Origin of the sequence: Phaeodactylibacter xiamenensis (assembly GCF_000759025.1) — a bacterium.
In the GTDB taxonomy this organism is placed as follows: Bacteria; Bacteroidota; Bacteroidia; order Chitinophagales; family Saprospiraceae; genus Phaeodactylibacter; species Phaeodactylibacter xiamenensis.
In genome coordinates, this window is sequence record NZ_JPOS01000039.1 from 125,740 (window position 1) to 150,749 (window position 25,010).

At 51.9% G+C, this 25,010-nt stretch carries 26 protein-coding genes and 1 other RNA gene; 14 read left to right on the top strand and 13 right to left on the bottom strand.

The annotated features are described in order from the left end of the window. The first annotated feature begins 112 nt into the window (after nt 1–112). Nucleotides 113–2,518: an alpha-ketoacid dehydrogenase subunit alpha/beta gene (locus IX84_RS16945; RefSeq protein WP_081968807.1), complete on the top strand. Its 2,406-nt coding sequence runs from the start codon at nt 113–115 to the stop codon at nt 2,516–2,518. An 85-nt stretch (nt 2,519–2,603) separates the two neighbouring features. Here the strand turns inward: IX84_RS16945 and ggt are convergent, their stop codons facing one another. Both ggt and IX84_RS16955 read right to left on the bottom strand, forming a co-directional pair. Beyond that, entirely contained in the window at nt 2,604–4,313 is a 1,710-nt protein-coding gene (ggt, locus tag IX84_RS16950; protein ID WP_044223441.1) for a gamma-glutamyltransferase, read from the bottom strand. Nucleotides 4,314–4,720: 407 nt separating this feature from the next. Beyond that, nucleotides 4,721–5,527 carry a hypothetical protein gene (locus IX84_RS16955; RefSeq protein ID WP_052516104.1) on the bottom strand — a complete coding sequence of 269 codons (807 nt, stop codon included), beginning with the start codon at nt 5,525–5,527 and terminating at the stop codon, nt 4,721–4,723. A 142-nt stretch (nt 5,528–5,669) separates the two neighbouring features. On the opposite strand from IX84_RS16955, the gene IX84_RS16960 reads away from it, so the two are divergent. The 6 genes from IX84_RS16960 to fsa all read left to right on the top strand — a co-directional run bounded on the left by IX84_RS16960 (nt 5,670) and on the right by fsa (nt 10,823). Further along, nucleotides 5,670–7,790, top strand: a complete 2,121-nt coding sequence (locus tag IX84_RS16960) for a heavy metal translocating P-type ATPase (RefSeq protein ID WP_044223443.1) — start codon at nt 5,670–5,672, stop codon at nt 7,788–7,790. Nucleotides 7,791–7,842: 52 nt separating this feature from the next. Beyond that, complete coding sequence (locus IX84_RS16965; RefSeq protein WP_044223445.1) at nt 7,843–8,775, top strand: DUF4249 domain-containing protein; 933 nt, start codon at nt 7,843–7,845, stop codon at nt 8,773–8,775. A 30-nt stretch (nt 8,776–8,805) separates the two neighbouring features. Beyond that, complete coding sequence (locus IX84_RS16970) at nt 8,806–9,507, top strand: NAD(P)H-binding protein (protein ID WP_044223447.1); 702 nt, start codon at nt 8,806–8,808, stop codon at nt 9,505–9,507. Between the two features lie 43 nt (nt 9,508–9,550). Then, nucleotides 9,551–9,913 (top strand): gliding motility protein GldC, encoded by a 363-nt coding sequence (locus IX84_RS16975; RefSeq protein ID WP_044145359.1) that lies wholly within the window; start codon nt 9,551–9,553, stop codon nt 9,911–9,913. Nucleotides 9,914–9,972: 59 nt separating this feature from the next. After that, nucleotides 9,973–10,067, top strand: an RNA gene (gene ffs / locus IX84_RS31875) — signal recognition particle sRNA small type. A 99-nt stretch (nt 10,068–10,166) separates the two neighbouring features. Continuing rightward, a complete protein-coding gene (gene fsa / locus IX84_RS16980; RefSeq protein ID WP_044223449.1) occupies nt 10,167–10,823 on the top strand; it encodes a fructose-6-phosphate aldolase in 657 nt (218 codons plus the stop codon). A gap of 2 nt (nt 10,824–10,825) precedes the next feature. Here fsa and IX84_RS34630 read toward each other — a convergent pair whose 3' ends face one another. Together IX84_RS34630 and IX84_RS16985 are read right to left on the bottom strand one after the other, a co-directional pair. Further along, nucleotides 10,826–10,978: an ATP-binding protein gene (locus IX84_RS34630; RefSeq protein WP_394333435.1), complete on the bottom strand. Its 153-nt coding sequence runs from the start codon at nt 10,976–10,978 to the stop codon at nt 10,826–10,828. Nucleotides 10,979–11,002: 24 nt separating this feature from the next. Then, nucleotides 11,003–11,410 (bottom strand): sensor histidine kinase, encoded by a 408-nt coding sequence (locus IX84_RS16985; protein WP_044223451.1) that lies wholly within the window; start codon nt 11,408–11,410, stop codon nt 11,003–11,005. A 70-nt stretch (nt 11,411–11,480) separates the two neighbouring features. Here IX84_RS16985 and IX84_RS16990 point away from each other — a divergent pair, with 70 nt between their 5' ends. Continuing rightward, nucleotides 11,481–12,353, top strand: coding sequence for an IS5 family transposase (locus IX84_RS16990; RefSeq protein WP_238578221.1), 873 nt, complete (start codon nt 11,481–11,483; stop codon nt 12,351–12,353). A 26-nt stretch (nt 12,354–12,379) separates the two neighbouring features. Here IX84_RS16990 and IX84_RS16995 read toward each other — a convergent pair whose 3' ends face one another. Then, nucleotides 12,380–13,249 (bottom strand): nucleoside phosphorylase, encoded by an 870-nt coding sequence (locus IX84_RS16995; RefSeq protein ID WP_044223453.1) that lies wholly within the window; start codon nt 13,247–13,249, stop codon nt 12,380–12,382. Between the two features lie 22 nt (nt 13,250–13,271). Between IX84_RS16995 and IX84_RS17000 the strand changes: the two genes are divergently transcribed. After that, nucleotides 13,272–13,628, top strand: coding sequence for an arsenate reductase family protein (locus IX84_RS17000; RefSeq protein ID WP_044223455.1), 357 nt, complete (start codon nt 13,272–13,274; stop codon nt 13,626–13,628). On the opposite strand, the gene IX84_RS17005 is transcribed toward IX84_RS17000, so the two are convergent. Genes IX84_RS17005 through IX84_RS17015 form a run of 3 tightly spaced genes read right to left on the bottom strand, consistent with a single transcriptional unit; the run spans nt 13,621 to nt 15,505 of the window. Next, the gene (locus tag IX84_RS17005) at nt 13,621–14,442 is read right to left on the bottom strand and encodes a sensor histidine kinase (RefSeq protein WP_052516106.1); all 822 of its coding nucleotides are present in this window, start codon (nt 14,440–14,442) and stop codon (nt 13,621–13,623) included. The genes IX84_RS17000 and IX84_RS17005 overlap by 8 nt on opposite strands. Continuing rightward, nucleotides 14,436–15,014, bottom strand: coding sequence for a tetratricopeptide repeat protein (locus IX84_RS17010; protein WP_044223457.1), 579 nt, complete (start codon nt 15,012–15,014; stop codon nt 14,436–14,438). Before IX84_RS17010 ends, IX84_RS17005 begins: the two co-directional genes overlap by 7 nt. Nucleotides 15,015–15,043: 29 nt before the next feature. Continuing rightward, on the bottom strand, nt 15,044–15,505 hold the full coding sequence (locus tag IX84_RS17015; RefSeq protein WP_160213813.1) for a tetratricopeptide repeat protein: 462 nt from the start codon (nt 15,503–15,505) through the stop codon (nt 15,044–15,046). A 218-nt stretch (nt 15,506–15,723) separates the two neighbouring features. Here IX84_RS17015 and hemF point away from each other — a divergent pair, with 218 nt between their 5' ends. Next, nucleotides 15,724–16,632 (top strand): oxygen-dependent coproporphyrinogen oxidase, encoded by a 909-nt coding sequence (hemF, locus tag IX84_RS17020; protein WP_044223462.1) that lies wholly within the window; start codon nt 15,724–15,726, stop codon nt 16,630–16,632. On the opposite strand, the gene IX84_RS17025 is transcribed toward hemF, so the two are convergent. Together IX84_RS17025 and IX84_RS17030 are read right to left on the bottom strand one after the other, a co-directional pair. Continuing rightward, on the bottom strand, nt 16,618–17,121 hold the full coding sequence (locus IX84_RS17025; protein WP_076650659.1) for a hypothetical protein: 504 nt from the start codon (nt 17,119–17,121) through the stop codon (nt 16,618–16,620). The two genes, hemF and IX84_RS17025, sit on opposite strands and share 15 nt — an antisense overlap. A 201-nt stretch (nt 17,122–17,322) precedes the next feature. Beyond that, on the bottom strand, nt 17,323–17,823 hold the full coding sequence (locus IX84_RS17030) for a hypothetical protein (RefSeq protein WP_076650656.1): 501 nt from the start codon (nt 17,821–17,823) through the stop codon (nt 17,323–17,325). A gap of 17 nt (nt 17,824–17,840) precedes the next feature. On the opposite strand from IX84_RS17030, the gene IX84_RS17035 reads away from it, so the two are divergent. From IX84_RS17035 to IX84_RS17045, 3 genes are read left to right on the top strand one after another with little or no spacing between them, the layout of a single operon-like run. After that, nucleotides 17,841–18,848 (top strand): long-chain-fatty-acid--protein ligase, encoded by a 1,008-nt coding sequence (locus tag IX84_RS17035; RefSeq protein ID WP_052516108.1) that lies wholly within the window; start codon nt 17,841–17,843, stop codon nt 18,846–18,848. Between the two features lie 36 nt (nt 18,849–18,884). Beyond that, nucleotides 18,885–19,946, top strand: coding sequence for a saccharopine dehydrogenase family protein (locus IX84_RS17040; RefSeq protein ID WP_044223467.1), 1,062 nt, complete (start codon nt 18,885–18,887; stop codon nt 19,944–19,946). 2 nt (nt 19,947–19,948) lie between these two features. Next, nucleotides 19,949–20,479 carry a dihydrofolate reductase family protein gene (locus IX84_RS17045; protein ID WP_044223468.1) on the top strand — a complete coding sequence of 177 codons (531 nt, stop codon included), beginning with the start codon at nt 19,949–19,951 and terminating at the stop codon, nt 20,477–20,479. 14 nt (nt 20,480–20,493) lie between these two features. Here IX84_RS17045 and moeB read toward each other — a convergent pair whose 3' ends face one another. The 3 genes from moeB to IX84_RS17060 all read right to left on the bottom strand — a co-directional run bounded on the left by moeB (nt 20,494) and on the right by IX84_RS17060 (nt 23,996). After that, complete coding sequence (gene moeB / locus IX84_RS17050) at nt 20,494–21,615, bottom strand: molybdopterin-synthase adenylyltransferase MoeB (RefSeq protein ID WP_044223471.1); 1,122 nt, start codon at nt 21,613–21,615, stop codon at nt 20,494–20,496. A gap of 147 nt (nt 21,616–21,762) precedes the next feature. After that, entirely contained in the window at nt 21,763–22,827 is a 1,065-nt protein-coding gene (locus IX84_RS17055) for a hypothetical protein (protein WP_044223474.1), read from the bottom strand. After that, nucleotides 22,824–23,996: a lactonase family protein gene (locus IX84_RS17060; RefSeq protein ID WP_052516110.1), complete on the bottom strand. Its 1,173-nt coding sequence runs from the start codon at nt 23,994–23,996 to the stop codon at nt 22,824–22,826. Before IX84_RS17060 ends, IX84_RS17055 begins: the two co-directional genes overlap by 4 nt. 38 nt (nt 23,997–24,034) lie before the next feature. Here IX84_RS17060 and IX84_RS17065 point away from each other — a divergent pair, with 38 nt between their 5' ends. Continuing rightward, nucleotides 24,035–24,982: an NAD(P)-dependent oxidoreductase gene (locus tag IX84_RS17065; RefSeq protein ID WP_044223475.1), complete on the top strand. Its 948-nt coding sequence runs from the start codon at nt 24,035–24,037 to the stop codon at nt 24,980–24,982. Nucleotides 24,983–25,010 lie beyond the last annotated feature (28 nt).

A 25,010-nucleotide genomic window follows, 5' to 3' on the forward strand; every position in this document is an offset into this window, starting at 1 on the left:
TGGTTGTGCCAAATTTTTTGTATATTAGCATAGCTCAAACCAAGCCCTTTGAAATTAAATTTTGCAAAAGCGCAAAATAAACCAAATTATAACCAGTATAACTGATAAAAGTATGCTAGACCATTCCTTCACCCGTGAATCTGCTAACTCAGAAGACGGGCCATCCAGAGCATCAATTATCAAAGATTTTGAAATTTGCTGTATCAGCCGGGAAGCCAGCTTGTTAGCCCGCAAGGAGGTGCTGACCGGAAAAGCTAAGTTCGGCATTACCGGCGATGGCAAAGAGGTGCCTCAGGTGGCCATGGCCAAAGCGTTCCGCAAAGGCGACTGGCGCAGCGGTTATTACCGTGATCAGACCTTTATGTTCGCTCTTGGCCTGGCAACGGTGGAAGACTTTTTCGCCCAGCTCTATGCCGATCCTGAAAACGACCCTTTCTCTGGTGGCCGTCAGATGAACGGCCATTTCGGTACCCCTACCATTGATAATGAAGGCGAATGGCTCGACTTGCTTAATCACTTTAACGTTAGTGCAGATATCTCCAGCACGGCAGGGCAGATGGCCCGTGCCTTGGGGCTCGCCCTGGCTTCCAAACATTATCGGGTAAATGCAGAGATGCTAAGCGGGGGAGACTTTTCTCAGGATGGTAAGGAAATCAGCTTTGTGACTATCGGTGACGCTTCAACTTCTGAGGGCGTTTTCTGGGAAACGGTCAACGCTGCTGCCGTTCAACAGGTGCCGCTTGCGATATCCGTTTGGGATGATGGCTACGGTATTTCTGTTCCTATAGAGTACCAGACTGCTAAAGGGAGTATTTCCAAAGCACTTCAGGGGTTCCAAACTGAAGGCGAAGATACCGGTATGGACATCTACGTGGTCAAAGCCGGCAACTATCCGGAGTTGGTGGAAACCTACATGAAAGGTATCGCCAAAATGAGAGAGACCCACCGCCCGGCCCTGTTCCACATTACAGAAGTTACTCAGCCGCAGGGGCACTCCACTTCCGGTTCTCACGAACGCTACAAATCAAAAGAGCGCCTGCAGTGGGAAAAAGACCACGACCCCATCCTGCTAATGGAGCGATGGATGGTCAAAGAAGGCATCTTCACCGAAGAGGAAGCGAAGAAAATCCGTAAGGATGCCAAAGCTTATGCTAAAGAGAGTCGTGATAAAGCATGGAAAGCAGTAAATGCACCGACCAAAAAACGTATCAAAGACCTGAAATCGGTCTTCGGGCAAATCCCTGAGGATAATGGCCCCTGCGACGAGCTGAAGCAGGAGCTTGAACGGCTCATGCACCCTGTAGACGGAGAGGTCACGCAAGTTGCCCGACGGATGCTCTACCAGATTATGGGTGCCGGGCTGGAGGCGGAAGCTGGGCTTCGCAACTGGATTGAACAATCCTATCAGCTCGCCCATAAGCATTACCATGCCCACCTGTACAGTGACTCGCCTCAGGCTGCCCTGAATGTACCGGTGGTGCATAAAGCTTTCTCAGAAGACTCTGAAGTCAAAAACGGCTATGAAGTCCTTAATGCTTTCTTTGACAAAAAACTGGCGCAGTACCCGGAGCTTTGTGCTTTCGGTGAAGATGTCGGCGATATTGGCGATGTGAATCAGGGCTTCGCAGGCATGCAGCAGAAATATGGCAAAGGCCGGGTCTTCGATACCGGTATCCGGGAGTGGACCATCATGGGGCAGGCGGTTGGCATGGCGATGCGCGGCCTCCGCCCCATCGCAGAGATTCAGTACCTCGATTACCTGATTTACGGGCTGCAGCCACTAACGGATGACCTGGCAACGCTACGCTGGCGCAGCAATGGCCAGCAGAAAGCACCGGCTATCATCCGTACACGCGGGCACCGGCTGGAGGGGATCTGGCATGCTGGTTCGCCTATGGGTATGATTTTGAACGCCCTGCGTGGGATTTATGTCATTGTGCCCCGTGATATGGTACAGGCGGCCGGCTTCTACAACACCATCCTGCAATCTGATGACCCGGCTCTGGTCGTAGAGTGCCTCAACGGTTACCGTCTTAAAGAGCGCGTGCCGGACAATCTCGGTGAGTACACCATTCCGTTGGGTGTGCCGGAAGTGTTGCGTAAGGGCAAAGATGTGACGCTGGTGACTTACGGCTCCTGCGTTCGCGTAGCGCAGGCAGGGGTGCAGTTGTTGGAAGAACAGGGCATCTCTGTGGAATTAATAGATGCGCAGACCCTACTTCCCTTCGACCTCGAGCATATCATCCTGGAATCCCTGAAAAAGACCAACCGCATTATTTTTATGGATGAGGATGTGCCCGGTGGCGCTACGGCATTTATGATGCGGGAGGTGCTGGAAGTGCAGGGCGGCTATCGCTACCTTGATTCCGATCCGGTGACGCTTACCGCGCGTGCCCACCGCCCTCCTTATGGCTCTAATGGCGATTACTATACCAAGCCCAGTCCGGAGGATGTCTTTGAGCAGGTTTATAAAATGATGCACGAGGTGAACCCGGGGCATTTCCCGGGGAAACTGTAATTGGCCTCAATTCGAAACGTACAATGCCCGGGCTCCGGTTAAATTCCGGAGCCCGGGCATTATTTTTGAATCCTCGACACTTTTCTCAATACCCCTTTGCATCATCATCGGGGTTACGGAAATCGCCTACTGCATGGAGCGTACCATCCTTGTCTCTAAGGATAGCCTTGATCACTGCCATGCGCTCAATTTCCCGGAAGGTATGCCCCATGGCTTTGAGCTGTGCCATAGTGCTGTCGGGCAGGGCACCACGCTCCACCAGGATTTCATCAGGCAGGCATTGGTGGTGGAAACGGCCGGCATTAACCGACTCCTCTAAAGACATTCCAAAGTCAGTAACATTCGTGATGACTTGAAATACAGCTGTAATGATGGTGGAGCCGCCCGGTGCGCCCAGGACCATATACAATTGCCCGTCCCGCTCCACAATAGTGGGGGTCATGGAGCTGAGCATCCGCTTTTTGGGGGCAATGGCATTGGCTTCTGCGCCCACTAGCCCAAATTGATTGGGCACGCCGGGTTTGGCACTGAAGTCATCCATCTCATTGTTGAGAAAGAAGCCGCCGCCTCGTACCCACACCTTGGAGCCAAAGTTGGAATTGAGCGTAGTGGTGATGGATACCGCCCGGCCTTCTGCATCTACCACTGAGGTATGGGTGGTTTCAAAACTCTCTTTAAGCAGCTGGAAGTCTCCTGCAATGATATTGTCGCTTGGCGTAGCCTGTGCAGGGTCGAAGTTAGCCATCTGCCGGTCGAGATAAGCCCGGCTCATGAGGGAGTCCACAGGCACATCGTAGAAGTCGGTATCGCCCAGGTGGGCTGCCCGGTCGGCAAAGGCGCGGCGCTCTGCTTCTACCATAAGGTGGACGGCTTCAGCGCTATGGAAGGGCTTTTCGTGTAAATTGAAGGGTTCCACCATGTTTAGCATTTGCGAAAGCGCCACCCCACCGCTCGAAGCAGGAGGCATGCTAATGACGGTATAGCCCCGGTAATTGGCGCGGGTTGGTGTGCGCCAGGCAGGTTCATAGCGCTCCAGGTCCTCCAGGGTGAAGATACCGTTGCGGGACCGGGATTCCTGTACCATGGCTTCTGCTACCGGGCCTTCATAGAACCCCCGGGCGCCCAGTTGTTGAATTTTGCGCAGGGTGCGGGCCAGCACCGGTTGCCGGAGGAGGTACCAGGCTTCAAAGGTGTCGCGGATGAAGGGGTTGGGCCCTTCGTTATAGGTGCGGAAGGCTTCCTGGAAACTATTGAGGCGTTCCGCTTCGGCAGGGGAGATGGGGTAGCCTTCCTCTGCCAGACGGATGGCGGGTTCCAGCAGCGCCTCCCAGTCTTGCAGTGTGCTATACTTTTTAAAGGCCGCTTCCATACCCGCTACCGTACCCGGAATGCCCGCAGCCAGCGCATCATTGCGGCTAAGCCCTTCGATCACCTGCCCGGTGCTGTCAAGATACATATCCCGCTGAGCAGCCAAAGGGGCGCGCTCCCGGTAATCGAGCGCAGCGGTGTTGCCATCAGGCTGCCGGAGCACCATAAAGCCACCTCCGCCTAAGTTCCCTGCCCGCGGATAGGCAACAGCCATGGCAAATTGCACGGCAATGGCTGCATCGACTGCGTTTCCACCTTTTTTGAGAATGTCTATGCCGACTTGCGTGGTCAAGGGGTGGGGAGATACCACCGCGGCTTCATTTGCCAGGGCGGTTTTTTGTGCAGCGTAAGGTGGCGCCTTGGTTTCAGAGCCATTACAGCTCCAAAGCAGCACAAAAGCAAACAGGAGGAAAAGGTGGTTTTTCATTTTTGGCACGGTTGTTGGTATTAGTTAGATGTCATTGAAAAACGAAACTACATCAAAATACTAAAACACCGGAATATGGGTGCAGAATGCTGCGCCTGCGGTGGGAGAGCCAACTTCGAAAGGGATTATACAGGTGTAGCCCGTATCCGTCATCTTTAGAATGGTAAGGAGAGCAGTGTGGGGCAAGATCACCTGCTACACGGGCTGCACTTTTCCCTTTGGAGCGTCAAGAATGTTTGTTTGTTAGTAGCCAAAGGGCTACTGGTTTACTGGCTTTTGGGTGCTGCCGCACAGTGTGCGAGCAGCACTTTTTGTATTGAGGGGGTAACAAGAAAGGCAGCCCGCGGGTGCGGACTGCCTGTATAGTGATTATTTCGCTTTAAATAGGTAAGCGATGCGCTCAATATTTACTCTGCCGGGTCCTCCTGCAGGGTAAAGGTACGGGTAACCGGATTGAGCGGCGTATCTACTTTATTGCCTTCGGCATCAACGAGGGTCAGTGTGATGGTGTTCTCGCCCATTGGAAGACCTTCTACATAGTATGGCTGCCAGGTGTCGATCATATGGTCTTCGCCGTTGATAGTGGCTTTCACCATGTGGTCGGTACCGAAGCCTGGTACATTGACCGGGTAAAAGTCGAGCATGACCTTTTCGGTTTGGGCTTTGCCAGTGTACGTACCTTTAGGGCGGCTGTAGAACAGAATAGGTTCTGTAATATTATCGACCGCCATGAAACCATTGTTCTCAATCGTTACTTTCTTAGCAACATGTGCCTGATCTGTCTTGATACTCTCGTGGTAGGAGCGGGAAAGAAAAGCAAGCATGTAGTGGTCGCCGTCCTCGATTTCGTAGTCAAAGGAAGCCTCGTATTTGGCAGCATAGGGCTGATCATCGATAATCAGGTGGATGTGCTGGCCTTTAGCGCTGTTGGCGCACATTTTAGCGTCTGCGTCGGGTGTTTGTACACCGAGTTCGTACGTTTCTCCACTTATGGTGAAGTTGAATTTCCCGGCATCATAGGTAACACCCTCAATAGCCGCATCAGGATAGGCTTTTGACTCACTGAAAGGCGTAAGGGAATACCTGGTAGCAGGTTCTGAATCCACCGCAGTGGTGTCGGCTGTCGTTTCTTCTGTTTCGTTGGTGCTGCCGCCGCTCTGGCAGCCGGTGAAAAACAAGGCAAGCACAAATAACAGGCTTAGCGTTCTCATCATTAATCTGATTTTGGATTGATGTGTTAATAATACGAAGGTAGCTGTTCCAAATTAAACAACTGCTCCATACCTTTAACAAGTGTGAAAGGGCGGTCAAGGTTTAGCATCCTTTCTATATTCAGACAGAAAAGCAACCATCACTATGGCTAACGATATTGTAGAGTTGAAAGTAGAGGGCATGACGTGCAACAACTGCGCGGCAAGCCTGAATAAATTCCTGGAGCGTAAAGGCCTGGAAGAGGTGTATGTGAATTTCCAGACTAAGGAGGTACGCTACCGGGAGACAGCATCGGGCATCGACCGGGAGAAAGTCCGGCAAGGCATCCACAAACTGGGCTTTTCGGTGGTGGATGAGGACAGCGATGCCAAAGGGCCATGGTGGACGCTGGAGCGTAAATTGCTGGTTAGTGCCATCTTCACTTTCCCTCTGCTGATGTACCACTTCTTTATGATGGCGGGTGTGGAGTTGGTCATCATGGAAAATTACTGGTTTCAAATGGCCCTGTGCCTGCCACCTTTCGTGATCGGGTTCCTGCACTTCGGGCGCTCGGCCCTTAGCTCGCTTAAAGGAGGGGTGCCCAATATGGATGTGCTGATCTTTGTAGGCAGCACAGCCGCCTTCGTTTACAGCCTTGTGGGGACACTGCTCTGGGAAGCCAATTACATTTTTTATGAGACGAGCGCTACGATTGTTACCCTGGTGCTGGTGGGCAACTGGCTTGAAAAGCGAGCGGTGGAGCAGACTACGACTGCGATTGGGGAGCTGACGAAGCTACAGGTAGAGACCGCACGTAAGATCATGCCCTCCGGTGCGGTGGTCACGCTGAAGCGGGAAGAAGTCAAAGTGGGCGATACCCTGCTGGTGAACGAAGGCGATAAAGTGCCTCTGGATGGCCAAATCCTGGAAGGGGAAGCGGCTGTGGACGAGTCTATGCTGACGGGCGAAAGCCTGCCGGTGAACAAGTCGGCTGGTGATCAGGTCATCGGGGCCTCGGTGATCGTTGGCGGTTCTGTAAAAATGGAAGTGACGGCAGCAGGCCGGGACACGGTATTGAGCCAAATGATAGAACTGGTGAAAACCGCTCAACAGGACAAGCCGGATATACAGCGGCTGGCGGATAAAATCAGTGCTATTTTCGTGCCGGTGGTATTGAGCATTGCTCTTCTGACGCTTCTGCTTGGGCACTTCGTCTTTGGGCTGGCTTTCGGGCAGGCGCTGATGAATGCCATCGCTGTACTGGTGATTTCCTGCCCCTGCGCAATGGGACTGGCTACGCCTACAGCTGTAATGGTGGGCGTGGGCCGTTTGGCGAGGAATGGCATCCTGGTGAAAGGCGGGCAAACCCTGGAGGTTTTTTCCCGCGTCAAAAAAGTAGTCTTTGATAAAACCGGTACACTGACCACCGGGGATTTTCGTATCAGGCATATTGAGTACCATCAGCCGGATGAGGCTCAGGCAAACGCCCTGATTTACAAACTGGAACAGCATTCTTCTCACCCCATTGCACAGTCCCTGCTCCGGGAGATGGCGAGCCGGGTGAATGGCGTAGCGGTGGAGTTGCAGGAGGTAGAAGAGCTGAAAGGGCGTGGCCTGCAGGCACGGGACCAACACGGGCATACCATTCGCCTCGGCTCTGACCGGATGCTGCCACCGCAGGTCGCCGGCGAGCCGGGAGCCCTCTATCTGATCGAAAACGATACCCTGCTGGCGACTATTACTTTGGCGGATGATATTAAGGCGGATGCAGCGGAAACAGTGGCTTACCTGAAATCACAGGGCAAATCTGCGGTGCTTCTGAGTGGCGATCAGGAGGCGAAAGTCGCTGAAGTGGCAGGCTATCTTGGCATTGAGGAGTACTACGGTGCCCAGCTGCCGGAGCAAAAACTGGAACGCATTGCGGCTCTTTCTGCTCAGGGGCCTACTGCTATGGTTGGAGATGGCATCAATGATGCGCCGGCTTTGGCTAAGGCAACCGTTGGCGTCTCGCTAAGCAATGCTTCCCAGGTAGCGATCCAATCCGCACAGATCATCCTGCTGAACGGCAAGCTGGAGTACCTTCGCAAAGCCTTTGGTATTTCAGAGCATACGGTGCTGACCATCAAGCAGAATCTGTTTTGGGCTTTTGCCTACAATATTGTGGCCATCCCAATCGCCGCTATGGGCTTTCTCAACCCGATGTGGGGCGCACTGTTTATGGCATTTTCGGATGTGGTGGTAATTGGCAACTCCATCCGTTTGCGGTATAAGCGGATTAAATCTTAACAGCGAAAACTTACCCGGGCTACGGTTGTTCTGCCAGCAGAAACCAAGCTGCATGAATCGTATTTTCTTTTTTGTCCTGATAATGGGATGGCTCACGGTAAGCTGCGAGCAGGAATTCGTGCCTGCTTCTGTTGACCTGCCTCAGGAAATCGTAGTGGAGGGCTACATTGAAGCGGGTGCGGAATCACGCCCACCATTTGTGATTCTTTCGCGGTCCACTAATTTCTTTTCTGAATTTAGCGCCGAAGACTTCAATGATAATTTCGTAAGCGGGGCAGATGTACGCATTACTGATGGCCAGGATACCGTACAACTGGAAGAAATCTGCCTGAATGAGCTATCTCCTCTGGAAAAGCAACTGGCTGCCGATGCCTTTGGGCTTGCGGTGGACAGCCTCGGCTTCAACTTCTGTGTGTACATTGATATGAGTTTCTCCATGATTGGTGAGGAAGGAAAAACCTATACTTTGCTGGTGGATGCAGAGGGGCGGCAACTACGCGCGGTGACGAGCATTCCGGAACGGGTGCCGATCGACTCCCTGCGGTTCCGGCTTCCACCGGGTGAGCCCGTTGATACGCTGGCGCAGCTGTTGGGGTACCTGAAAGACCCTGCAGGCATGCCCAACTTTTACCGCTATCAGGTGGGCACCAATGGCGGCCCCATCATCAGTCCGGGGGCTTCTGTTACAGACGACCGGTTGTTTGATGGGGAAGTAGTGGAATTTCCGCTCTTTCGGCCTATTCCCAGAGGAAGTGTGGATATTGACCTGGAGACTTTTGGCTTCTATACGGTTGGTGATACCATCACTGTGAAGTGGATGACCATAGATAAAGCTCACTTTGATTTTTGGAATACCGTGGAGTTCAATACGGCTAATCAGGGGCCCTTTTCGAGCTATACCCTGATTGAGTCGAATGTAGAGGGTGGGCTCGGTATCTGGGGCGGCATTTCCGCTTCTTACTATACCTTACCTGTGGTATACTAGAACGGAAAAGTTCTTACTTTTACCGGATATATGGAAATCAGCAGACATCAGAAGACCGCATTGGTATTTGGAGGCTCCGGCCTGGTCGGCGGCTTTGTGCTCCGGCAGTTGATTGCGCACCCTGCCTACAAACGGGTGGTCAGCTTTGGCCGGCGCAAGCTCGATATTGAGGGCGAAGGGCTTGTGCAGCATGTCATTGATTTTGACAAAGCCACTGATTACCAGCACCTCATGGAGGGGCAGGATGTTTTCTCCTGCCTGGGGACAACTATGGCTAAGGCAGGCAGCAAAGAGGCATTCTACAAAGTAGACTTTACCTACGCTTACGAAACCGCAAAGGCAGCTGCAGCGGCAGGTGCCAATCAGTTGATGCTGGTTTCTTCCGTTGGGGCAGACCGCGATTCCCTGTTTTTCTATTCCCGCGTGAAAGGAGAGCTGGAAGCCGCCATCCGTGAGCTGCCCCTGTGGAGTATACATATCTTCGAGCCCTCATTACTGCTGGGGCCAAGGCAAGAGCAACGGCTGGCAGAGCAATTGGCGGTGCGCCTGACCCGGGGTGTTGCGCCTTTCATCCGAGGCAAGGTGGTAGGCAAATACCGTCCGGTAGAAGCCGAGGATGTGGCGAAGGCCATGATTGCTGTGGCGCAGGGGCTTCAGCCCGGTCAGATCGTTTATGATTCGGAAAGGATTTATGAAATCGCTAATGCAGGTAGGGGGTTAATCGAAGGCTAGTCGCCCTCAGATATTTAAGAATGAAAAACCAGATAAAAATAACATGGCAGACGAAGTTAAGAAGTGGTCAGAAATAAAAATTAATGTAGGGCTGGATGCTGAAAATATGCCCATCGACATACAATGGGCATCGGTAGACGGGCCTGACGGGCCGGAGCTGCAGTCCGCAAAAGCCTTTCTGTTGTCTATTTTTGACCGGGAGACGAAAGATACCCTTCGGATTGATTTGTGGACCAAGCAGATGCAAGTGATTGAAATGGACCGCTTCATGTTCCAAACCCTGAGGGCACTGGCGGATACCTACTACAAAGCTACACAGAATGCCGAGTTAGCTGCTGATATGCAGCGCTTTGTGCAATACTTCGGTGAGAAGACGGAGATTATTCCAAAAGGAGGGCAAAAATAATTACAACGCCGGGGGCAGAGTTTTGGAATTCCGAAAGGAACCCCTTACCTTTGCCGTCCGGCGAGCGCACACGACCAGCTCCCGCTGAACTCCCCCAGGGCGGAAACGCAGCAAGGGTAGGTAGGTTGAGCGGTGCGATGTGTTGCTCGCCTTATTTTTTTCTCCTTCCAGATGGCTCACCAAACTATTGCGGATACCACAGGTTTTATCTCTGAAACCTATTCTGAAAATACTGTAAAAACCAACCTGAAATATGAAGTTTTTTGTTGATACAGCCAGCCTTGATCAAATTAAGGAAGCCAATGAATTAGGTATACTGGACGGTGTAACCACCAATCCTTCCCTGATGGCCAAAGAGGGCATTACCGGTCAGGACAACATCTACGCCCATTACCAGAAAATCTGTGAAATTGTGGACGGCGATGTGAGTGCTGAGGTGATCTCCACCGATTTCGAGGGCATCATCAAAGAGGGAGAAGCGCTTTCCAAACTGGCACCGAATATCGTGGTGAAAGTACCGATGATTAAGGACGGCGTAAAAGCCCTAAGCTACTTCCGTGACAATGGCATTCGCACCAACTGCACGCTGGTCTTTTCTGCTGGTCAGGCGATCCTGGCTGCCAAAGCAGGCGCGACTTATCTGTCCCCATTCATCGGCCGTATTGATGACATCAGCTGGGACGGTATCGCTCTCATTGAGCAAATTGCTGAAATTTATGCCATTCAGGGCTACGAAACAGAAATCCTGGCAGCTTCCATCCGTAATGCCAAGCATATTGTGGACGCTGCCCGTGCCGGAGCGGATGTCTTTACCTGCCCGCTCGATGCCGCTATGGGCTTGCTGAAGCACCCACTAACGGACATTGGCCTGGAGAAGTTTCTGGCCGATCATAAGAAAGGCAACGGCTAACCTTACTGTACAGGAATACAGAGGGTAAATGTACTACCCATGCCCGGGGCGCTCTTTACACGGAGCGCCCCGTTCATTTGTTGGGCCAGCTTTTGAGATAAGGGCAACCCAATGCCCGGGTTTTGGCTTTCTTGCAGGGGCTTACAGATGTCCAACTGCAGGCTGATCCGGCTCGGTCGTCAGTGATTGATGCCCGACTGTGTTTTCTCTTTCGGCCATCGAATGGTAAACACGCTCCCTTTATTTTCTTCACTCTGCAGGGTTATCGTGCCCCCGATATAGTCTGTCAGGCGCCGTACGATAGCCAGCCCTAATCCTGTGCCCTGATAAGTGCCGCGGTCGTGCATACGGAAAAACATGTTGAAAATCTTCTCCTGGAATTCAGTTGGGATACCTATGCCGTTATCCTCTACACTAATCCAGTAATGTTGGTCTTTTTCGCCTTGCCGGATAGTGATGAGCGGGATAGCTGCCGTATTGTATTTCACACCGTTTTCTACGAGGTTTTTAATGAGGATATCGATCACCAGTGCAGGCCCCCGGCAGGTTCCGGAACTGAAGAGCTTTACGTTTTTTTCAATGTGCATATGAAGTTGTCTAAAAAAGAATCGTGGTGAAATCGAGATGGTTTGCACAAAAAGTTGCAAAAGGAGATATTTGGAAATCTCTAAACTTTTCCAAACTCCTTTCGCAACTATGTACGTAAAATTAACCAAGAAATTCATCACACACAATTTGATGCCCTATTTGAGCACAACAAATCTAGGGCGCAAGCCAAAAGTTAAGCTTTGGAAAATGGTCAAAGCAATAATATACCGCCTAAAAACAGGTACACAATGGCGAGAGTTACCCCTGCGCCAGTTTTTTGGATTTGCCATAAAATCCTATAAAACAGTGTTTTATCATTACAATAAATGGGCTAAAGATGGTTCTTGGCATCGCTTATGGACGGCATTATTGAAAGCAAATAAAGCTGCCTTGGATATGTCCACCGTAGCTTTAGACGGTAGCCAGACCCGAGCTAGAATGGGTGGTGAGGCAGTGGGGTATCAAAGCCGGAAATCTGCAAAAACAACAAACATGCTGTTTTTGACTGACTCCAACGGAATCCCGTTAGCGATGTCAAAACCCGTATCAGGTAATCATCATGACCTCTATGAAATTAACAAGGCATTCAAAAATATCTGCGAAATTTTAGAGCAGGCCGATATCGACCCAAGAGGTTTGGTAATGAATGCAGATGCTGGTTTTGACAGCAGGAGCTTTAGAGAGTACTGTGATGGGCTGGAAATCCTTGCCAACATAGACATCAACAAAAGGAATGCAAAAAACACTGATTATGAATACCTTGTAGACCCTGAGTTGTATAAGGAAAGGTTTGCTGTTGAGCGGACCAACGCTTGGATTGATGGCTTCAAATCTCTTTTAGTCCGGTACGAGACATCTGCTAGAAATTGGATGAGTGCTCATTTCCTAGCCTTTTCAATCATTTTGTTGAGAAAAACTAAACTCCATACAAATCATTTTTAGACAACTTCGATTTTAAAGTACGTTCGCTATTCAAGCTGTTGCAATACAAATTTAATCAATTTTCCGACAGACTTTTTCGGGTCCGGGCTGAACTGCCCAGCGGGGCGGTTTGCCAGGATAACGTTGGTGGACAGTGCCTGGTGGCCCAGCATGCGGCAAAGCCCGTAAATAGCAGCGGTTTCCATCTCAAAATTGGTGATTGGCGTTTTGCCAAAGTAAAAGTGGCCGAGCTGCTCCATCCGTTCGGTATTGAAGCGGGGCTGTAGCCGGAGCTGCCTGCCTTGAGGCCCATAGAAGCCAGCTGCGGTTAGTGTAATACCATGGTGCATGCCCTGCCCAACTGTCTCCAGTAGGGCTTTGCTGCCCGCGCAAACGTAAAAGGGCAGGTCCATCTTCTCTTTGAGGAAAGCCCGGAGTTCGTCCTCCAGCTCCGCCTCAGCCAGATTTTGCTGGTACTGGTAAAAGGAAAGCATATTGTCGAGCCCGATGCCATAGGCTGAAGCCACAAAACTGTCCACCGGCAGGTCTGCCCGCAGGGAGCCGGAAGTGCCGATCCGGATGATATTCAGTGCCGTATGTTCGGCTTTTGGAGCACGGGTTTCGAAATCAATATTCACCAGTGCGTCGAGCTCATTAATGACGATATCAATATTGTCGGGGCCGATACCGGTGGAAAGCACGGATAGCTCCGTCTGCCCGATCCGGCCGGTATGGCAAACGAACTCCCGTTTTTCCTTTTTCACCCGTACCTCGTCAAAGTATTGAGAGACCCGGGCTACCCGGCCGGGGTTGCCCACTGTAATGATGGTAGGGGCAATATCCTCAGGGCGGAGGTTGAGGTGGTAAATGCTGCCATCGGCATTAAGAATGAGTTCGGCATTGGAAATGCGTTGCATCGTTTATCTTTGCTAAAAAAAGATGAAGAAAATTTATCACTTGTCCACTTGCAAAACCTGTCAGCGCATCATCGGAGAACTGAATGGCGGAGAGGGCTTTGTCTTGCAAGATATCAAAACCGAGCCAATAACCGAAGCACAGCTACAGGAGATGTATGACATGGCGGGTTCTTATGAAGCTTTGTTTACCCGGCGTTCCCGCAAATACCGGGCTATGGGGCTGCACGAGCAGGAGCTGGGGGAAGCCGATTACAAGCGGCTGATCCTTGAGGAATATACCTTCCTCAAACGGCCGGTAGTTGTGGTAGAGGACGAGATATTTATCGGCAACAGCAAAAGCGTGGTGGCTGCCGCTGCGGAAAAAGCTGGTATCAATTAGCAAACTCAATGGAGAAAATAGTGCCGCCGCCCGGGCGGTCGCTAATTTCGATGGTTGCACCGAGACTGCCGGCGAGCCGCTGAACGATAGCCAGGCCAAGACCTGTGCCCTCGTACTGAGACCGGCCGTGCAACCGGTAGAACATATCAAAAACCTTGGGCTTGAATTCATCCGGTATGCCAATACCATTATCGATGACGAATAAGCGGGGCTTCTCAGTTTTCAGTGCCTGCCGCACAATGATCATGGGCGATTCGTGCTCGTTGTACTTGAGCCCGTTCTCGACCAGGTTTTTGAGTATGATATAGAAGTGGTGGGGCGTACCTTCTATGAAAGTCAGGTTTTCGCTGTAGAGTTTAGCGTTTTTAGCTTCGAGTTGGGGCTGCAGGGCTTCCTGTACCTGTACCATGATCTCGTTGAGATTAACTCTTGATAAGGCAGTTTGATTCTGACCTCCGCGCACCTGTGCATAGGCCAGCACATCCTGAATCAGGGTATGCATCTGCCGGGCACTGCGTTTAATATGGCTGAAAAAATCCCTGGCGTCATCATGGCCCGCCCAGAGTGCCTTCTTTCGCTCCAGCAGCGTAGTAAAGCTGATGATATTGCGAAGGGGCTCTTTCAAATCATGGGAAGCAATGTAGGTGAACCTTTCCAGTTCCTGGTTGGACTGCTCCAGTTCGTGGTTAGCCTTTTGCAGTTCCTGGGTTTGCAGTTCTACCTGTAGCTCCAGCTGTTGGCTAAACCGGCGGCGATGCCACAATAAAAACAGGGTGGTGAAGAGCAGGAGCACCAGTGTAAATACGGTTAGCAATGCCAGGCGCTGCTGATTGACGACTTTTGCTCGGCTTGTTCCTTTTCCAGCGCAAGGATTTCGTTGGCACGGTTTTTCTGAGCGACTTCGTAGTTGACTTCTAAGCGGGTTAGCTCCTGTTGTTTGAGGGTATTGGACAGGCTGTCTTTATAAAACAGGACAGAACCCTGCTCCGACAATGCCTGCCGGTACTGACCGGTTTCCCGGTAATACCTGGCCTTAAGTTCGTGCAGCAACAATTGGTCACCCAGTGCCAATGCGCTCCCGGTTGGAATACGCCCGAGAGCTTCCCTGGCTTTGGGGTACAGTTTATTGTCAAGGTACAACTCACCAAGCTCCATGATCGCATAGTAGGCACCAAATGGATAGTTGTTTTCATCACAGAGGCTAATGACCTTTTGCAATACGTTTTCACTGTGTTCCGTACGCTTGGCATCGCGATGTATGATGGCAATATTGATGAGCGTATGTACTTCGGTAGTCAGGTCTTTATATTCCCGGCATATATTGAGAGCCTTGTTGAAGAGCAGCAGCGCGGAATCCAGTTGTGTGGTATCCTCCATCTTGATCATACCTTCTGTGAAGTAGGCTTCAAGAAGGATCAGGGGGCATCAGACACTTGTGCTTCTGCGATAGCCTGGGCCATATATTTTTCACAAGCCGCTTTATCTCCGCTGTTGTAATAGAGCAGAGCGATGTTGTTGAGGGTGTACACCCGCCCCAGCGTGTCATTCGTAGTGTAGTCCAGGGATTTATGAAACCGGCTGAGTGCCTGTTGGGCATCTCCGGCATCCATATCCACCAGGGCGAGGTTGTTGTAAGCGTTGGCGAGATTCGTACTATCATTGATCGCGAGTGCCAGGTTGAGTGCTTGTTCCGTTTTTCGGATGGATTCAGCCAGGTTGCCCTGAGCAGAGGCTGCCGACCCCTGCAGGATGTAAGCCCGTGCAATGACCGAAGTGTCTTTTTGTACAATGCCCTCTGCCTCTGCTAATTCGGCATAGTACCTTGACGAGTCAAACTGATAAACACTATAGGCATAGCTGATATCGTTAAGCAGCATACCCCGGTTTTTGGGGGGAGGCTGCGTATGTAGTAAGCTTTTCAGGCTGTCAACCGGTGCATCGTATTGACCGAAACCGGGCATTGCCATCAACATCAAAGGGAGGACCAGGAAAAGGCATTGACAATGCCTTGACAATATGTATAGGTGCGCCTTGAGCAAAGGGATGTATTTTGTGCAATTGTTGAGTACGAGCCACTAAAATAAGAAAATTCATCATGTATACTGATAAACAGGAAATCATTTCATTTTTCAAGTCGCTGCAGGATAGTATTTGTCAGCAGTTGGAAGCGGCAGATGGCGGAGGGAAGTTTCAGGAGGATGCCTGGGAACGCCCCGGTGGCGGTGGTGGGCGCACACGTATCCTTCAGGGACAGCGCATCGCTAAGGGAGGCGTCAATTTCTCCGCAGTGCACGGGGAAATGCCGGAGCGGGTTACCCATGCGCTGGGGGTGGAGCCTGGCCGTTTTCTGGCCACCGGCGTAAGTATCGTGCAGCACCCGGTCAGCCCGATGGTGCCCATCATACATATGAATGTCCGTTACTTTGAGATGGAAAACGGGCTGTATTGGTTTGGAGGAGGCATTGATCTGACGCCACATTATATTAATAAAAAGGATGCCCGGTATTTCCACGAACAGCTAAAGGCCGTTTGCGACCGGCACCATCCCGAATTTTACCCCCGGTTTAAAAAGTGGGCGGATGACTATTTCTACCTGAAACACCGTAAAGAAACGCGGGGTGTGGGGGGCATTTTCTTTGACCGGCTGAATGAGGAAAGCGAAGGGCTGTCAAAAGAGGCCATTTTTTCCTTTGTGAAAGAGGTGGGGGAGATTTTTGCTCCTGCCTACAGTGAGTTGATCACACGGAATCAGGATAAGCCCTACGGAGAACGGGAACTGAGCTGGCAGGCCCTGCGCCGGGGCCGCTACGTGGAGTTCAACCTGGTCTGGGACAAAGGCACCAAATTCGGGCTCGATACCGATGGGCGTACCGAATCCATTCTCATGAGCCTGCCACCAGTAGCTCATTGGGAATACAGCCACCAACCGGAACCGGGAGGCCCGGAGCAACAAACGCTAGGCATGCTTAAAAAGAATATCGACTGGCTGTCAGTTGCAGATTAGCGTGACCATCTCCGTCTGTACCACATTACTTAGGTTGCCTGCCCGGTCCTGAATCTGTACCTGGTAAGAGAAGGTATCTGAAGGCACTCCCGGGATCGGGCCAGAGCAGCCCTGCTCGCCTTCCACAAGGCAGCATAGCTGTGACACCTGGTTGGGAAAACGCAGAATGATTTCACCGGAAATGCCGTTGCCTACGCCTTCTTCCGGAATAACCGGTAATTTTCGGATTTCCGGGAAGTCGGGCGTCCGGCTGTCCGTTATGAAAATATCAATGGCAGAGTCATCATTGCCCAGGTCGCCATCACCATCAGTGAAGCCCAGACGAAGGACCAGGGTGTCAAAAGGGGCATTGGCTCCTCCCTGGGGGAAAGTAAGTTTGTTAAAACCAATATACTCAAGTTCAGGCTCTACGGGGTAGTCTGGTGGTTGGACACAGCTGAATGCAGCGAAACCTAAACCTAGAAGCAATACCAAAGCAGTCGTTTTCATTTGAAAAAATTTTCTGTTGAAACTCATTTGAGTTTTGAAAGCTGGGCGTATGGCAAAAGCTGGGAACTACATCCGAGCCCATTGCCCGTAATATTAAGCTTTTTGCCAAATAATAACCTAACAATACAATCAAGGAGGAGTTGGGTGAAATTTGGCTCAGGGTCAAAATTGATTGGCTTTTTGAACAGTGCCTATTAATCACTACTCGCATAGGATAGTGACGGTTTCAGTCTGTACGACATTACTTAAGTTGCCTGCCCGGTCCCGAATTTGTACCTCGTAAGAGAAAGTCTCTGAAGGTACACCTTCGATCGGCCCAGCGCATGCTTCCTCCCCCTCAAGGCAGCAAATTTGGTCTATCTTGTTGGGAAAGCGCAGAATAATTTCACCGGAGATGCCATTGCCCACGCCTTCTTCCGGGATAACCGGCAGTTTGCGGATTTCCTGGAAGCCGGGCGTCCGGCTGTCCGTTATGAAAATATCAATAGCGGAGTCATCATTACCCAGGTCGCCATCGCCATCGGTGAAACCCAAACGGAGAACGAGGGTGTCATTGAGGGCATTAGGTCCGCCCTGTAGTATAGTAAGTTTGTTAAAACCAATATATTCAATCTCTGGTTCTATGGGATAGTCTTTTGGTTTTACACAGCTGAATAGCGCCAGGCCAAGACCAAGAATCATTACAAGGGATGTCGTTTTCATCGGAAAAATTTCAACTGTTGAATTATAAAAAAGAACATGCAGCGCTGAAAGAGCGCATCGGGCACGTCACTGCCCCTGATTTTGGACCCTTAGCACTGGAGGTGTTCAGGTTTCAGGCGGCGTGTAATCCACTCTACCAACGCTACCTGGAGCTGCTTGGGCAACCGCCGGAAAAAGTTCAACGCCTTTCTGATATCCCCTTCCTGCCGATCTCGCTGCTTAAAAGCTATACCATTCAAACCGGTGATTGGCAACCGGAGGCAATCTTCAGTAGCAGCGGCACAACCGGAGCTATTTCCAGCAAACACCTGCTGCGCAGCAAGGCTTTTTATCAGCAAAGTGCCCGCCGGGGCTTTGAAACTTTCTACGGAAGCCTCAACGACTACTGTGTACTGGCATTGCTACCCTCTTATCTGGAACGCAGTGGCTCCTCCCTGGTTTTTATGGTGGAAGATTTTATTCGCCAATCCGGGCATCCGCACAGTGGATTCTTTTTGTATAACACCGGTGAGCTGCTAAGGATTTTGCAAAAGTGCCAAAAAAGCCAGCAGCCGACCTTACTAATTGGCGTAAGCTTCGCCTTGCTCGACCTGGCAGAAGCCCACCCCACGGATTTATCCGGCATCACCATCATGGAAACCGGGGGCATGAAAGGCCGCCGCCGGGAGCTCACCCGGGAGGAACTGCATGCTCAGCTCAGGCAGGCCTTTCAGGTGGAGCAAATTCATTCCGAATATGGAATGACAGAACTCCTGTCTCAGGCCTATTCCACCGGCAACGGGCTTTTTCGGGCCTCCCCAACGATGCAGGTGCGCACCCGTGAAATCACCGACCCCTTTGCGCAGCCTTCTACCGGCAGGACCGGAGCCCTGAATATTATCGACCTGGCCAATCTGGATACCATCAGTTTCATCGCCACGGATGACCTCGGGCGCGTCTACGAAGATGGCAGCTTTGAAGTCCTCGGCCGCCTTGATGCCAGCGATGTGCGGGGCTGCAACCTGATGGTAGCAGATTTGAAATAGAATTCCCTATCTTGCCTCTTCACAAAAAGTCAATTGATGCAACAACAGTGGATGATCTACGGTGCGAATGGCTATACCGGTGAGCTGATCGCACGCCATGCCAAAGACTGCGGCTTAACCCCAATTCTGGCAGGCCGGACGGAATCCAAGGTGCAACCCCTGGCGGAAGAACTCGGGCTGGAATACCGGATTTTTTCGCTGGACGATGCCGAAAACATAGCGAAACAGCTGGAAGGCTGCGGTTTGGTCCTGCACGCTGCCGGCCCGTTTATCCATACCGCACGCCCTATGATGGAAGCCTGCCTGCGCAGCCGCACCCATTACCTGGATATTACCGGAGAAATCCCGGTGTTTGAAACGGGCGCAGCTCTGGGCGAAAAGGCCTCAAGAGCGGAAATCATGATGATGCCAGGCACCGGCTTCGACGTGGTACCTACCGATTGCATGGCGGTTTTCCTCAAAGAACTACTCCCGGATGCCACCCATCTGCAACTGGCGTTTGCTTCTCAGGGCACCCGCTTTTCCCGGGGTACGGCCCTGACGATGGCGGAAAATCTGGGACAAAGCAGCGCCGTTCGGCAGAATGGCAAAATCACGAAAGTCCCCCTTGGGCACAAAGCGATGACGGTGGAATTTGCCGATGACTTTAAGCGTTTCGTGATGACCATCCCATGGGGTGACGTCTCCACGGCTTACTATTCCTCCGGCATCCCGAATATTGAAACCTACACTGCGGTGCACCCCAAAACGTACCGCTATGTCAAATTGCAGAAGTACTTCGGCTGGTTCCTGCGCCTGCCATTTGTCAAAGCGCGTGCCCGTAAGCGGGTGCTAAGCAGCCCCGCCGGGCCTTCTGCCGAGCAGCGCAAAAACGGTCGCAGCCTCGTTTGGGGCCGGGTAACGAATGCCAAAGGTGAAACCCGGACCGCGCGTTCCGTCATGCCGGAAGGGTACACCCTCACCGCCCTGACCAGTGTTATGATCGTCGAGCGGATACTCAAAGGGCAGGCCAAGCCCGGATTCCAAACCCCGGCCAAAGCCTACGGTGCCGACTTGCTATTGGAAGTGGAAGGTGCCGTCCGGGAATTAATCAGTTGACCATGCGCAAAATAAAACTGTTCATCGCCCTTAGCCTCGATGGCTATATCGCCGGTCCTGGTGATGACCTGAGCTTTCTGTCCCGCTTCGAAGGGGAAGACTTTGGGCATGCCGAATTTTCTGAGTCGGTCGATACCTACCTCGTTGGGCGGCGGACGTATGATGTGGTTATGAAAATTGCGGGGAACTTCCCTGCTGCTGAGCAATACCCGCATTGCTACGTCGTCACCCGGCAGGAGATTCCGGCTCAGCCCGGCATCATTTTTCACAAAGGAGAGGTGGTGGAACTGGCCCGGGAGCTCAAAGCCAGGCCTGGCAAGGACATTTACTGCGACGGCGGTGCTCAAATCATCAAAGCTCTGATGAAGGAGCAGTTGGTGGATGAATTTACCCTGTTCCTGATGCCCATTTTCCTGGGAGAGGGGATTCCCCTATTCCCAGGTGACATTCCGGAGACGATGGTGGAACTCCTCGATTCAAAGTCCTACAGCAATGGAGCAGTCCGGTTGTGGTACCGGCTCAAAGCGGACTGACAGGCTTGGAAACATCAATAAGTTGTCATTTGCGGATCGATGGCTTCGGCCCAGGCCAGAATCCCGCCTTCCAAATTATAAAGGTCTTGAAAGCCGGCCTCCTGCAATTGCCTCACCGCACGTGCCGACCGCTGTCCGCTCCGGCAATGCAGGACTAAAGGCGTTTCCTTTGAAAGCTCGCTGCTACGTGCGGGAAGTTCAGCCATTGGTATGAGGCGCCCGCCCAGATTGGCGATTTCGTACTCGTAGGGCTCCCGAACGTCTATCAGTTGGTGAGGCTTGCCCTGCTTACGCCATTCCGCCAAATCCTTTACAGTGATAGACGGCATTGGCTTTGCAGGAGCAGGATTGCAAAACTGATCGTAATCAATTAATTGCCCGATGTGCACTTCCGGATGCTTTACAATTTTAATCGTCCGGGACAGAAGGGTAGCCGCATCAAAAAGATAGAGTTTGCCATCCAACGGCTCCCCAATCTGTGCCAGCACTTTGATGGCTTCATTGGCCTGCATGCTGCCGATAATGCCGGGCAGTACACCCAGTACGCCTCCTTCGGCACAATTGGGCACTAGCTCGGGCGGAGGAGGTGTGGGGAAAATATCCCGGTAGTTGGGGCCACGGCTGCCATCTTCCCGTAGCAGGTTGAAGACCGAAACCTGCCCTTCAAACCGGTAGATGCTGCCGTACACCAGCGGCTTGCCTTCCAGCACACAGGCATCGTTGCTCAGGTAGCGGGTGGGGAAGTTGTCGGTACCGTCGATGACCAGGTCGGCCTGACGGATCAGCTCGCGGGCGTTCTCCCTGGAAAAAGGGGCAACAATTGCGCTGATCTCAATTTGCGGGTTCAGCCTGCGCAGGTGGTTAGCTGCAGCTTCCGCCTTGGGGTGCCCCAGATCTGATTCTGTGAAAAGAACCTGCCGCTGCAAGTTGCTCATTTCCACCCGGTCAAAATCAACGATGGTCAGGTGCCCAACGCCAGCTGCTGCCAGATACAACAGTACCGGACTGCCCAGCCCGCCTGCTCCGATCACCAGCACCCGGCTTTGCTTTAACCGTACCTGTCCCTTCGGGCCAAACCCCGGAATCGCAAGGTGGCGGGCGTAACGTTTCACTTCAGTTGCATTTAACCCATCCATGACGCAACAGAATTAGCTCGTTTTGAAATAAATACAGAATTAATCGGATAGAAATTTTTATTATTCAATATAAATTGGGATTTTTGACATATATAATCGGTTTTTGGGATAGCCTCTCTCCTCTGAGATTCAAAGGAGGGAGGTTTTTTAGTTTCCGGGCTTTAACAGAATGCTTTGTTTGAAGTCTTTCTCGAGCAACAGCTGAATGTTAGTCAAGACCACTTCTCCCATCGTGCGGCAATCCTCAAAGCGTTTATTTTTGTGGTGGTGCGCCAGCCCATCTGCCAATTCCCTGGTTTTCTCCGGTGTCGAAATCTCATCCTTCATCATAACGTCCATCAACGCCTTGAATTGTTTTTGTGACGTCTTGACCCGTCCTGCGATCAGGCTGCGCTCTTCCAGCTGATACTGCTTGACGGTTTCCGCAGTCATGTGCTGCATGCCCAGGTAGATGATGGGGTCGTTTTCCCGGAAATACTGCGGCAGGTAAAACCCCTTTCTTCCCTCAAAAGACTGCTGATCAAAGTCAATTGGGCGCATGCGGTACTGAGAGCCTTCAATATCCGGCGTGATGGCAATGACGTAGTTGTAAGCCCGCATATCTCCCAGCAACCTTACAAAGCAACGCTCATTAAACTTAATGAATTCCTTGGCAATACGGATTTGATTGAAGGTAGTGTCGTCCAGGTTGTGCTTCATGAAATCATCTCCGGGGATACCGGCCACGTGCTCTTCAATTAGCGTGGCCCCGTCTATCAGGTAGGTGACGTGATTGGGCGAAAGCAGCCACTCCAGTTCCAGCCCATACACCCGGGAAGCATCCGCTTTTTTAATGTAAAAATGGTCGTAGTTGTCATTCAGCCGGTTGATGATGCGTACCCGGAAGGGCTTGGTATTCCCAAAGGTGCAGAAGTCGATACGGGCTACCGTCAGGTGATCGAGTACTTCCACGTCCCCATCAGTTTTGAGCAGGGCGTAGATCAGCTTCATGGCCTGGTTGACGTCCTCGAAGTCGGACTGAGAGTAATAGACCGTTTCCCAAAGCGTATCGTTGCCTTCCTGATCAAGCAGGGGGATGGAGGACTCATAGCGCAGGAGGTCGTCGTACTGCATGGGCAGATCGGCCGTGCGGTTGTTTTTCCTCAGGTAGTTCATGAAGGAGCGCTTGACGCTAATCATGACCTTCTTTCTGGAAGGGATATTACCTTTCATAGTTCAACAGATTTTATGCAAACGGGTGTGGGGCAGTCGATCACTGCCTGCCGGATGAGCTGTCCGGACGCCGGGTCGCGGTCAAAAATGACGATATTGTCGCTGTTCTGATTGGCAACAAACAGCTGACTCCCATCTTCTGAGATCATAAAATTGCGGGGGAAGTCGCCCTGTGTAGGCACCCAGCCCAAGTGCTCCAACTGTCCGTTTTCGGCCTGAATACGGTAAATAGCCAGGCTGTTGTGCCCGCGGTTGGAAGCGTAAAGGTGGTGGCCATCCGGGCTGACGTGGATGTCGGCACAGGCACTGAAATCCGAGAAGTCATCAGGCAGTGTTGCCAGTGTTTGGATGGGGGACAAAGCGCCGGTGGTTTTTTCCATTTGGAATACGTCCACCGTGTTGTTGATTTCATTAATCAGGTAGGTTACCGGCAGGGTAGGGTGAAAAGCCAAATGCCGGGGGCCGGCTCCGGGAGCAGTCTGTACAAACTGCTGATCTGTTGGCTGGAGCAGCCCTTTCGCTGTTAGCCTGAAGCTCATCACCCGGTCGGTGCCTTTATCCGCGATATACACCCAGGGGCCTTTGGGAGCCTGTATGATACAATGCGGATGAGAAGCTTCCTGCTGCTCGTGCGGGCCGGATCCGGTAAAGGTCTGCTGATCGGTTGCTTCGCCCAGGCTGCCATCCTTGTTACGTGGGTAAACGGCGACTGTTCCACCTACATAGTTCGCTGCCATCACAAACTGGCCATCGTTGCTGATGCTGACATAGCAGGGCGCAAAACCGTAGGAAGGCTGCCGGTTAAGGAAAGTGAGCCCGCCTTCCGGGCCTATTTTGTAGCTGTAAATGTAGCCACTGCTGTCGGCTCCTCCGGGCACCAGTTCGCTGGCGGCGTAGAGCATGCGTGCGGCGGTATCGATCGTCAGGTAGGAAGGGTTCTCAATGCCAGTTGTGGTGTGAGCACGGGCAAAAAGGCTGTCTCCGGCCGGAGCGAGGGTGTAAATCCCGGCTGCTTTGCCATTCACATGCCCCAGCTTTTGAGTGTAGGTGCCAATCATCAGCATGTTGGCAGGGGGGGCTTTAGTAGCGGAGGACTGATCAGACGATTCCTTCATGGTGCAAGCGTTGATTCCTAAAATCAGTACGAGTAGAAAGTATACCTTTGTCATGTTTTTCGTTTGCACTCAATCTAAAGCTTTTTTTACAAATGCCGACCGGTCTCATTATCTGTTTGGACAAACCGCACCCTTATTTACCTGATCAGCTTAGCAAGGCGGGCTATGAAGTGCGTGCTGCTTATACGGAACCTTTTGAAAGCCTTCGGGAAGATTTGCAAAGGGCCACGGGGCTTATCCTTAGAAGCCGGTTTACGCTGGACCGCGCTTTTTTGGATGCCTGCCCTAATTTGCGGTTCATCGCCCGCATGGGCATTGGGCTGGAGCATGTGGATGTGGCTTACGCCGAAAGCCGGGGCATTGCCGTGCTAAACTCACCGGAGGGCAGCCGGGATACTGTAGCAGAACAAACCATGGGCATGATGCTGGGGCTGCTCAACCATATCAATAAAGCGCACCAGGAAATACAGCAGGGCATTTGGGACCGCAAAAGCAATCAGAGCTTTGAGCTGCGGCATCGTACAGTTGGCATTATTGGTTATGGCAATATTGGATCGGCTGTGGCTCAGCGCCTGTCGGGTTTCGGATGCCGGGTGATCGCTTACGATAAGTTCAAACGCGGATTCGGAAATCACAAGGTAGAAGAAGTTAGCCTGGCGCAGTTGCAAAGGGAGGCTGACATCGTTACCGTGCACATTCCCTACGATGCAGATAACCACTACTTTATTGATGAAAAGCTGCTCACGGGTTTCGCCAAGCCATTCTATCTGCTCAACACTGCCCGCGGGCTAATCCTGGATACGGCAGCCCTGGTCAGGCAGTTGCAATCCGGTAAAGTACTGGGCGCTGCGCTCGATGTACTGGAGTACGAAGAGCAGGCTTTCAATGTTCTGGAGCTGAGTACCCTGCCCGCTCCCTTTCAATATCTGCGGCAGGCTCCAAATGTAATCCTCACCCCTCATACAGCAGGGCTTTCCCATGAGGTGATGGAAGCCCATGCGAAGGTGCTGGTGGCAAAAATTGAAGAGCTGCCAATCTGATTAATCTGCCAGAGCTACACCATCGGGT

Coding starts and splice junctions, on each gene's coding strand:
- IX84_RS16995 (WP_044223453.1), bottom strand. CDS start 13,249: ATGCAACGCATTTCCAATGCCGAACTCATTCTTAATGCCGATGGCAGC.
- IX84_RS16960 (WP_044223443.1), top strand. CDS start 5,670: ATGGCTAACGATATTGTAGAGTTGAAAGTAGAGGGCATGACGTGCAAC.
- IX84_RS16965 (WP_044223445.1), top strand. CDS start 7,843: ATGAATCGTATTTTCTTTTTTGTCCTGATAATGGGATGGCTCACGGTA.
- IX84_RS17010 (WP_044223457.1), bottom strand. CDS start 15,014: ATGATCAAGATGGAGGATACCACACAACTGGATTCCGCGCTGCTGCTC.
- IX84_RS16945 (WP_081968807.1), top strand. CDS start 113: ATGCTAGACCATTCCTTCACCCGTGAATCTGCTAACTCAGAAGACGGG.
- fsa (WP_044223449.1), top strand. CDS start 10,167: ATGAAGTTTTTTGTTGATACAGCCAGCCTTGATCAAATTAAGGAAGCC.
- hemF (WP_044223462.1), top strand. CDS start 15,724: ATGTATACTGATAAACAGGAAATCATTTCATTTTTCAAGTCGCTGCAG.
- IX84_RS17025 (WP_076650659.1), bottom strand. CDS start 17,121: ATGAAAACGACTGCTTTGGTATTGCTTCTAGGTTTAGGTTTCGCTGCA.
- IX84_RS17060 (WP_052516110.1), bottom strand. CDS start 23,996: ATGACAAAGGTATACTTTCTACTCGTACTGATTTTAGGAATCAACGCT.
- IX84_RS17065 (WP_044223475.1), top strand. CDS start 24,035: ATGCCGACCGGTCTCATTATCTGTTTGGACAAACCGCACCCTTATTTA.
- IX84_RS16985 (WP_044223451.1), bottom strand. CDS start 11,410: ATGCACATTGAAAAAAACGTAAAGCTCTTCAGTTCCGGAACCTGCCGG.
- ggt (WP_044223441.1), bottom strand. CDS start 4,313: ATGAAAAACCACCTTTTCCTCCTGTTTGCTTTTGTGCTGCTTTGGAGC.
- IX84_RS16955 (WP_052516104.1), bottom strand. CDS start 5,527: ATGATGAGAACGCTAAGCCTGTTATTTGTGCTTGCCTTGTTTTTCACC.
- IX84_RS17040 (WP_044223467.1), top strand. CDS start 18,885: ATGCAACAACAGTGGATGATCTACGGTGCGAATGGCTATACCGGTGAG.
- moeB (WP_044223471.1), bottom strand. CDS start 21,615: ATGGATGGGTTAAATGCAACTGAAGTGAAACGTTACGCCCGCCACCTT.
- IX84_RS17055 (WP_044223474.1), bottom strand. CDS start 22,827: ATGAAAGGTAATATCCCTTCCAGAAAGAAGGTCATGATTAGCGTCAAG.
- IX84_RS17045 (WP_044223468.1), top strand. CDS start 19,949: ATGCGCAAAATAAAACTGTTCATCGCCCTTAGCCTCGATGGCTATATC.
- IX84_RS16970 (WP_044223447.1), top strand. CDS start 8,806: ATGGAAATCAGCAGACATCAGAAGACCGCATTGGTATTTGGAGGCTCC.
- IX84_RS16975 (WP_044145359.1), top strand. CDS start 9,551: ATGGCAGACGAAGTTAAGAAGTGGTCAGAAATAAAAATTAATGTAGGG.
- IX84_RS17030 (WP_076650656.1), bottom strand. CDS start 17,823: ATGAAAACGACATCCCTTGTAATGATTCTTGGTCTTGGCCTGGCGCTA.
- IX84_RS17000 (WP_044223455.1), top strand. CDS start 13,272: ATGAAGAAAATTTATCACTTGTCCACTTGCAAAACCTGTCAGCGCATC.
- IX84_RS17015 (WP_160213813.1), bottom strand. CDS start 15,505: ATGCTGCTTAACGATATCAGCTATGCCTATAGTGTTTATCAGTTTGAC.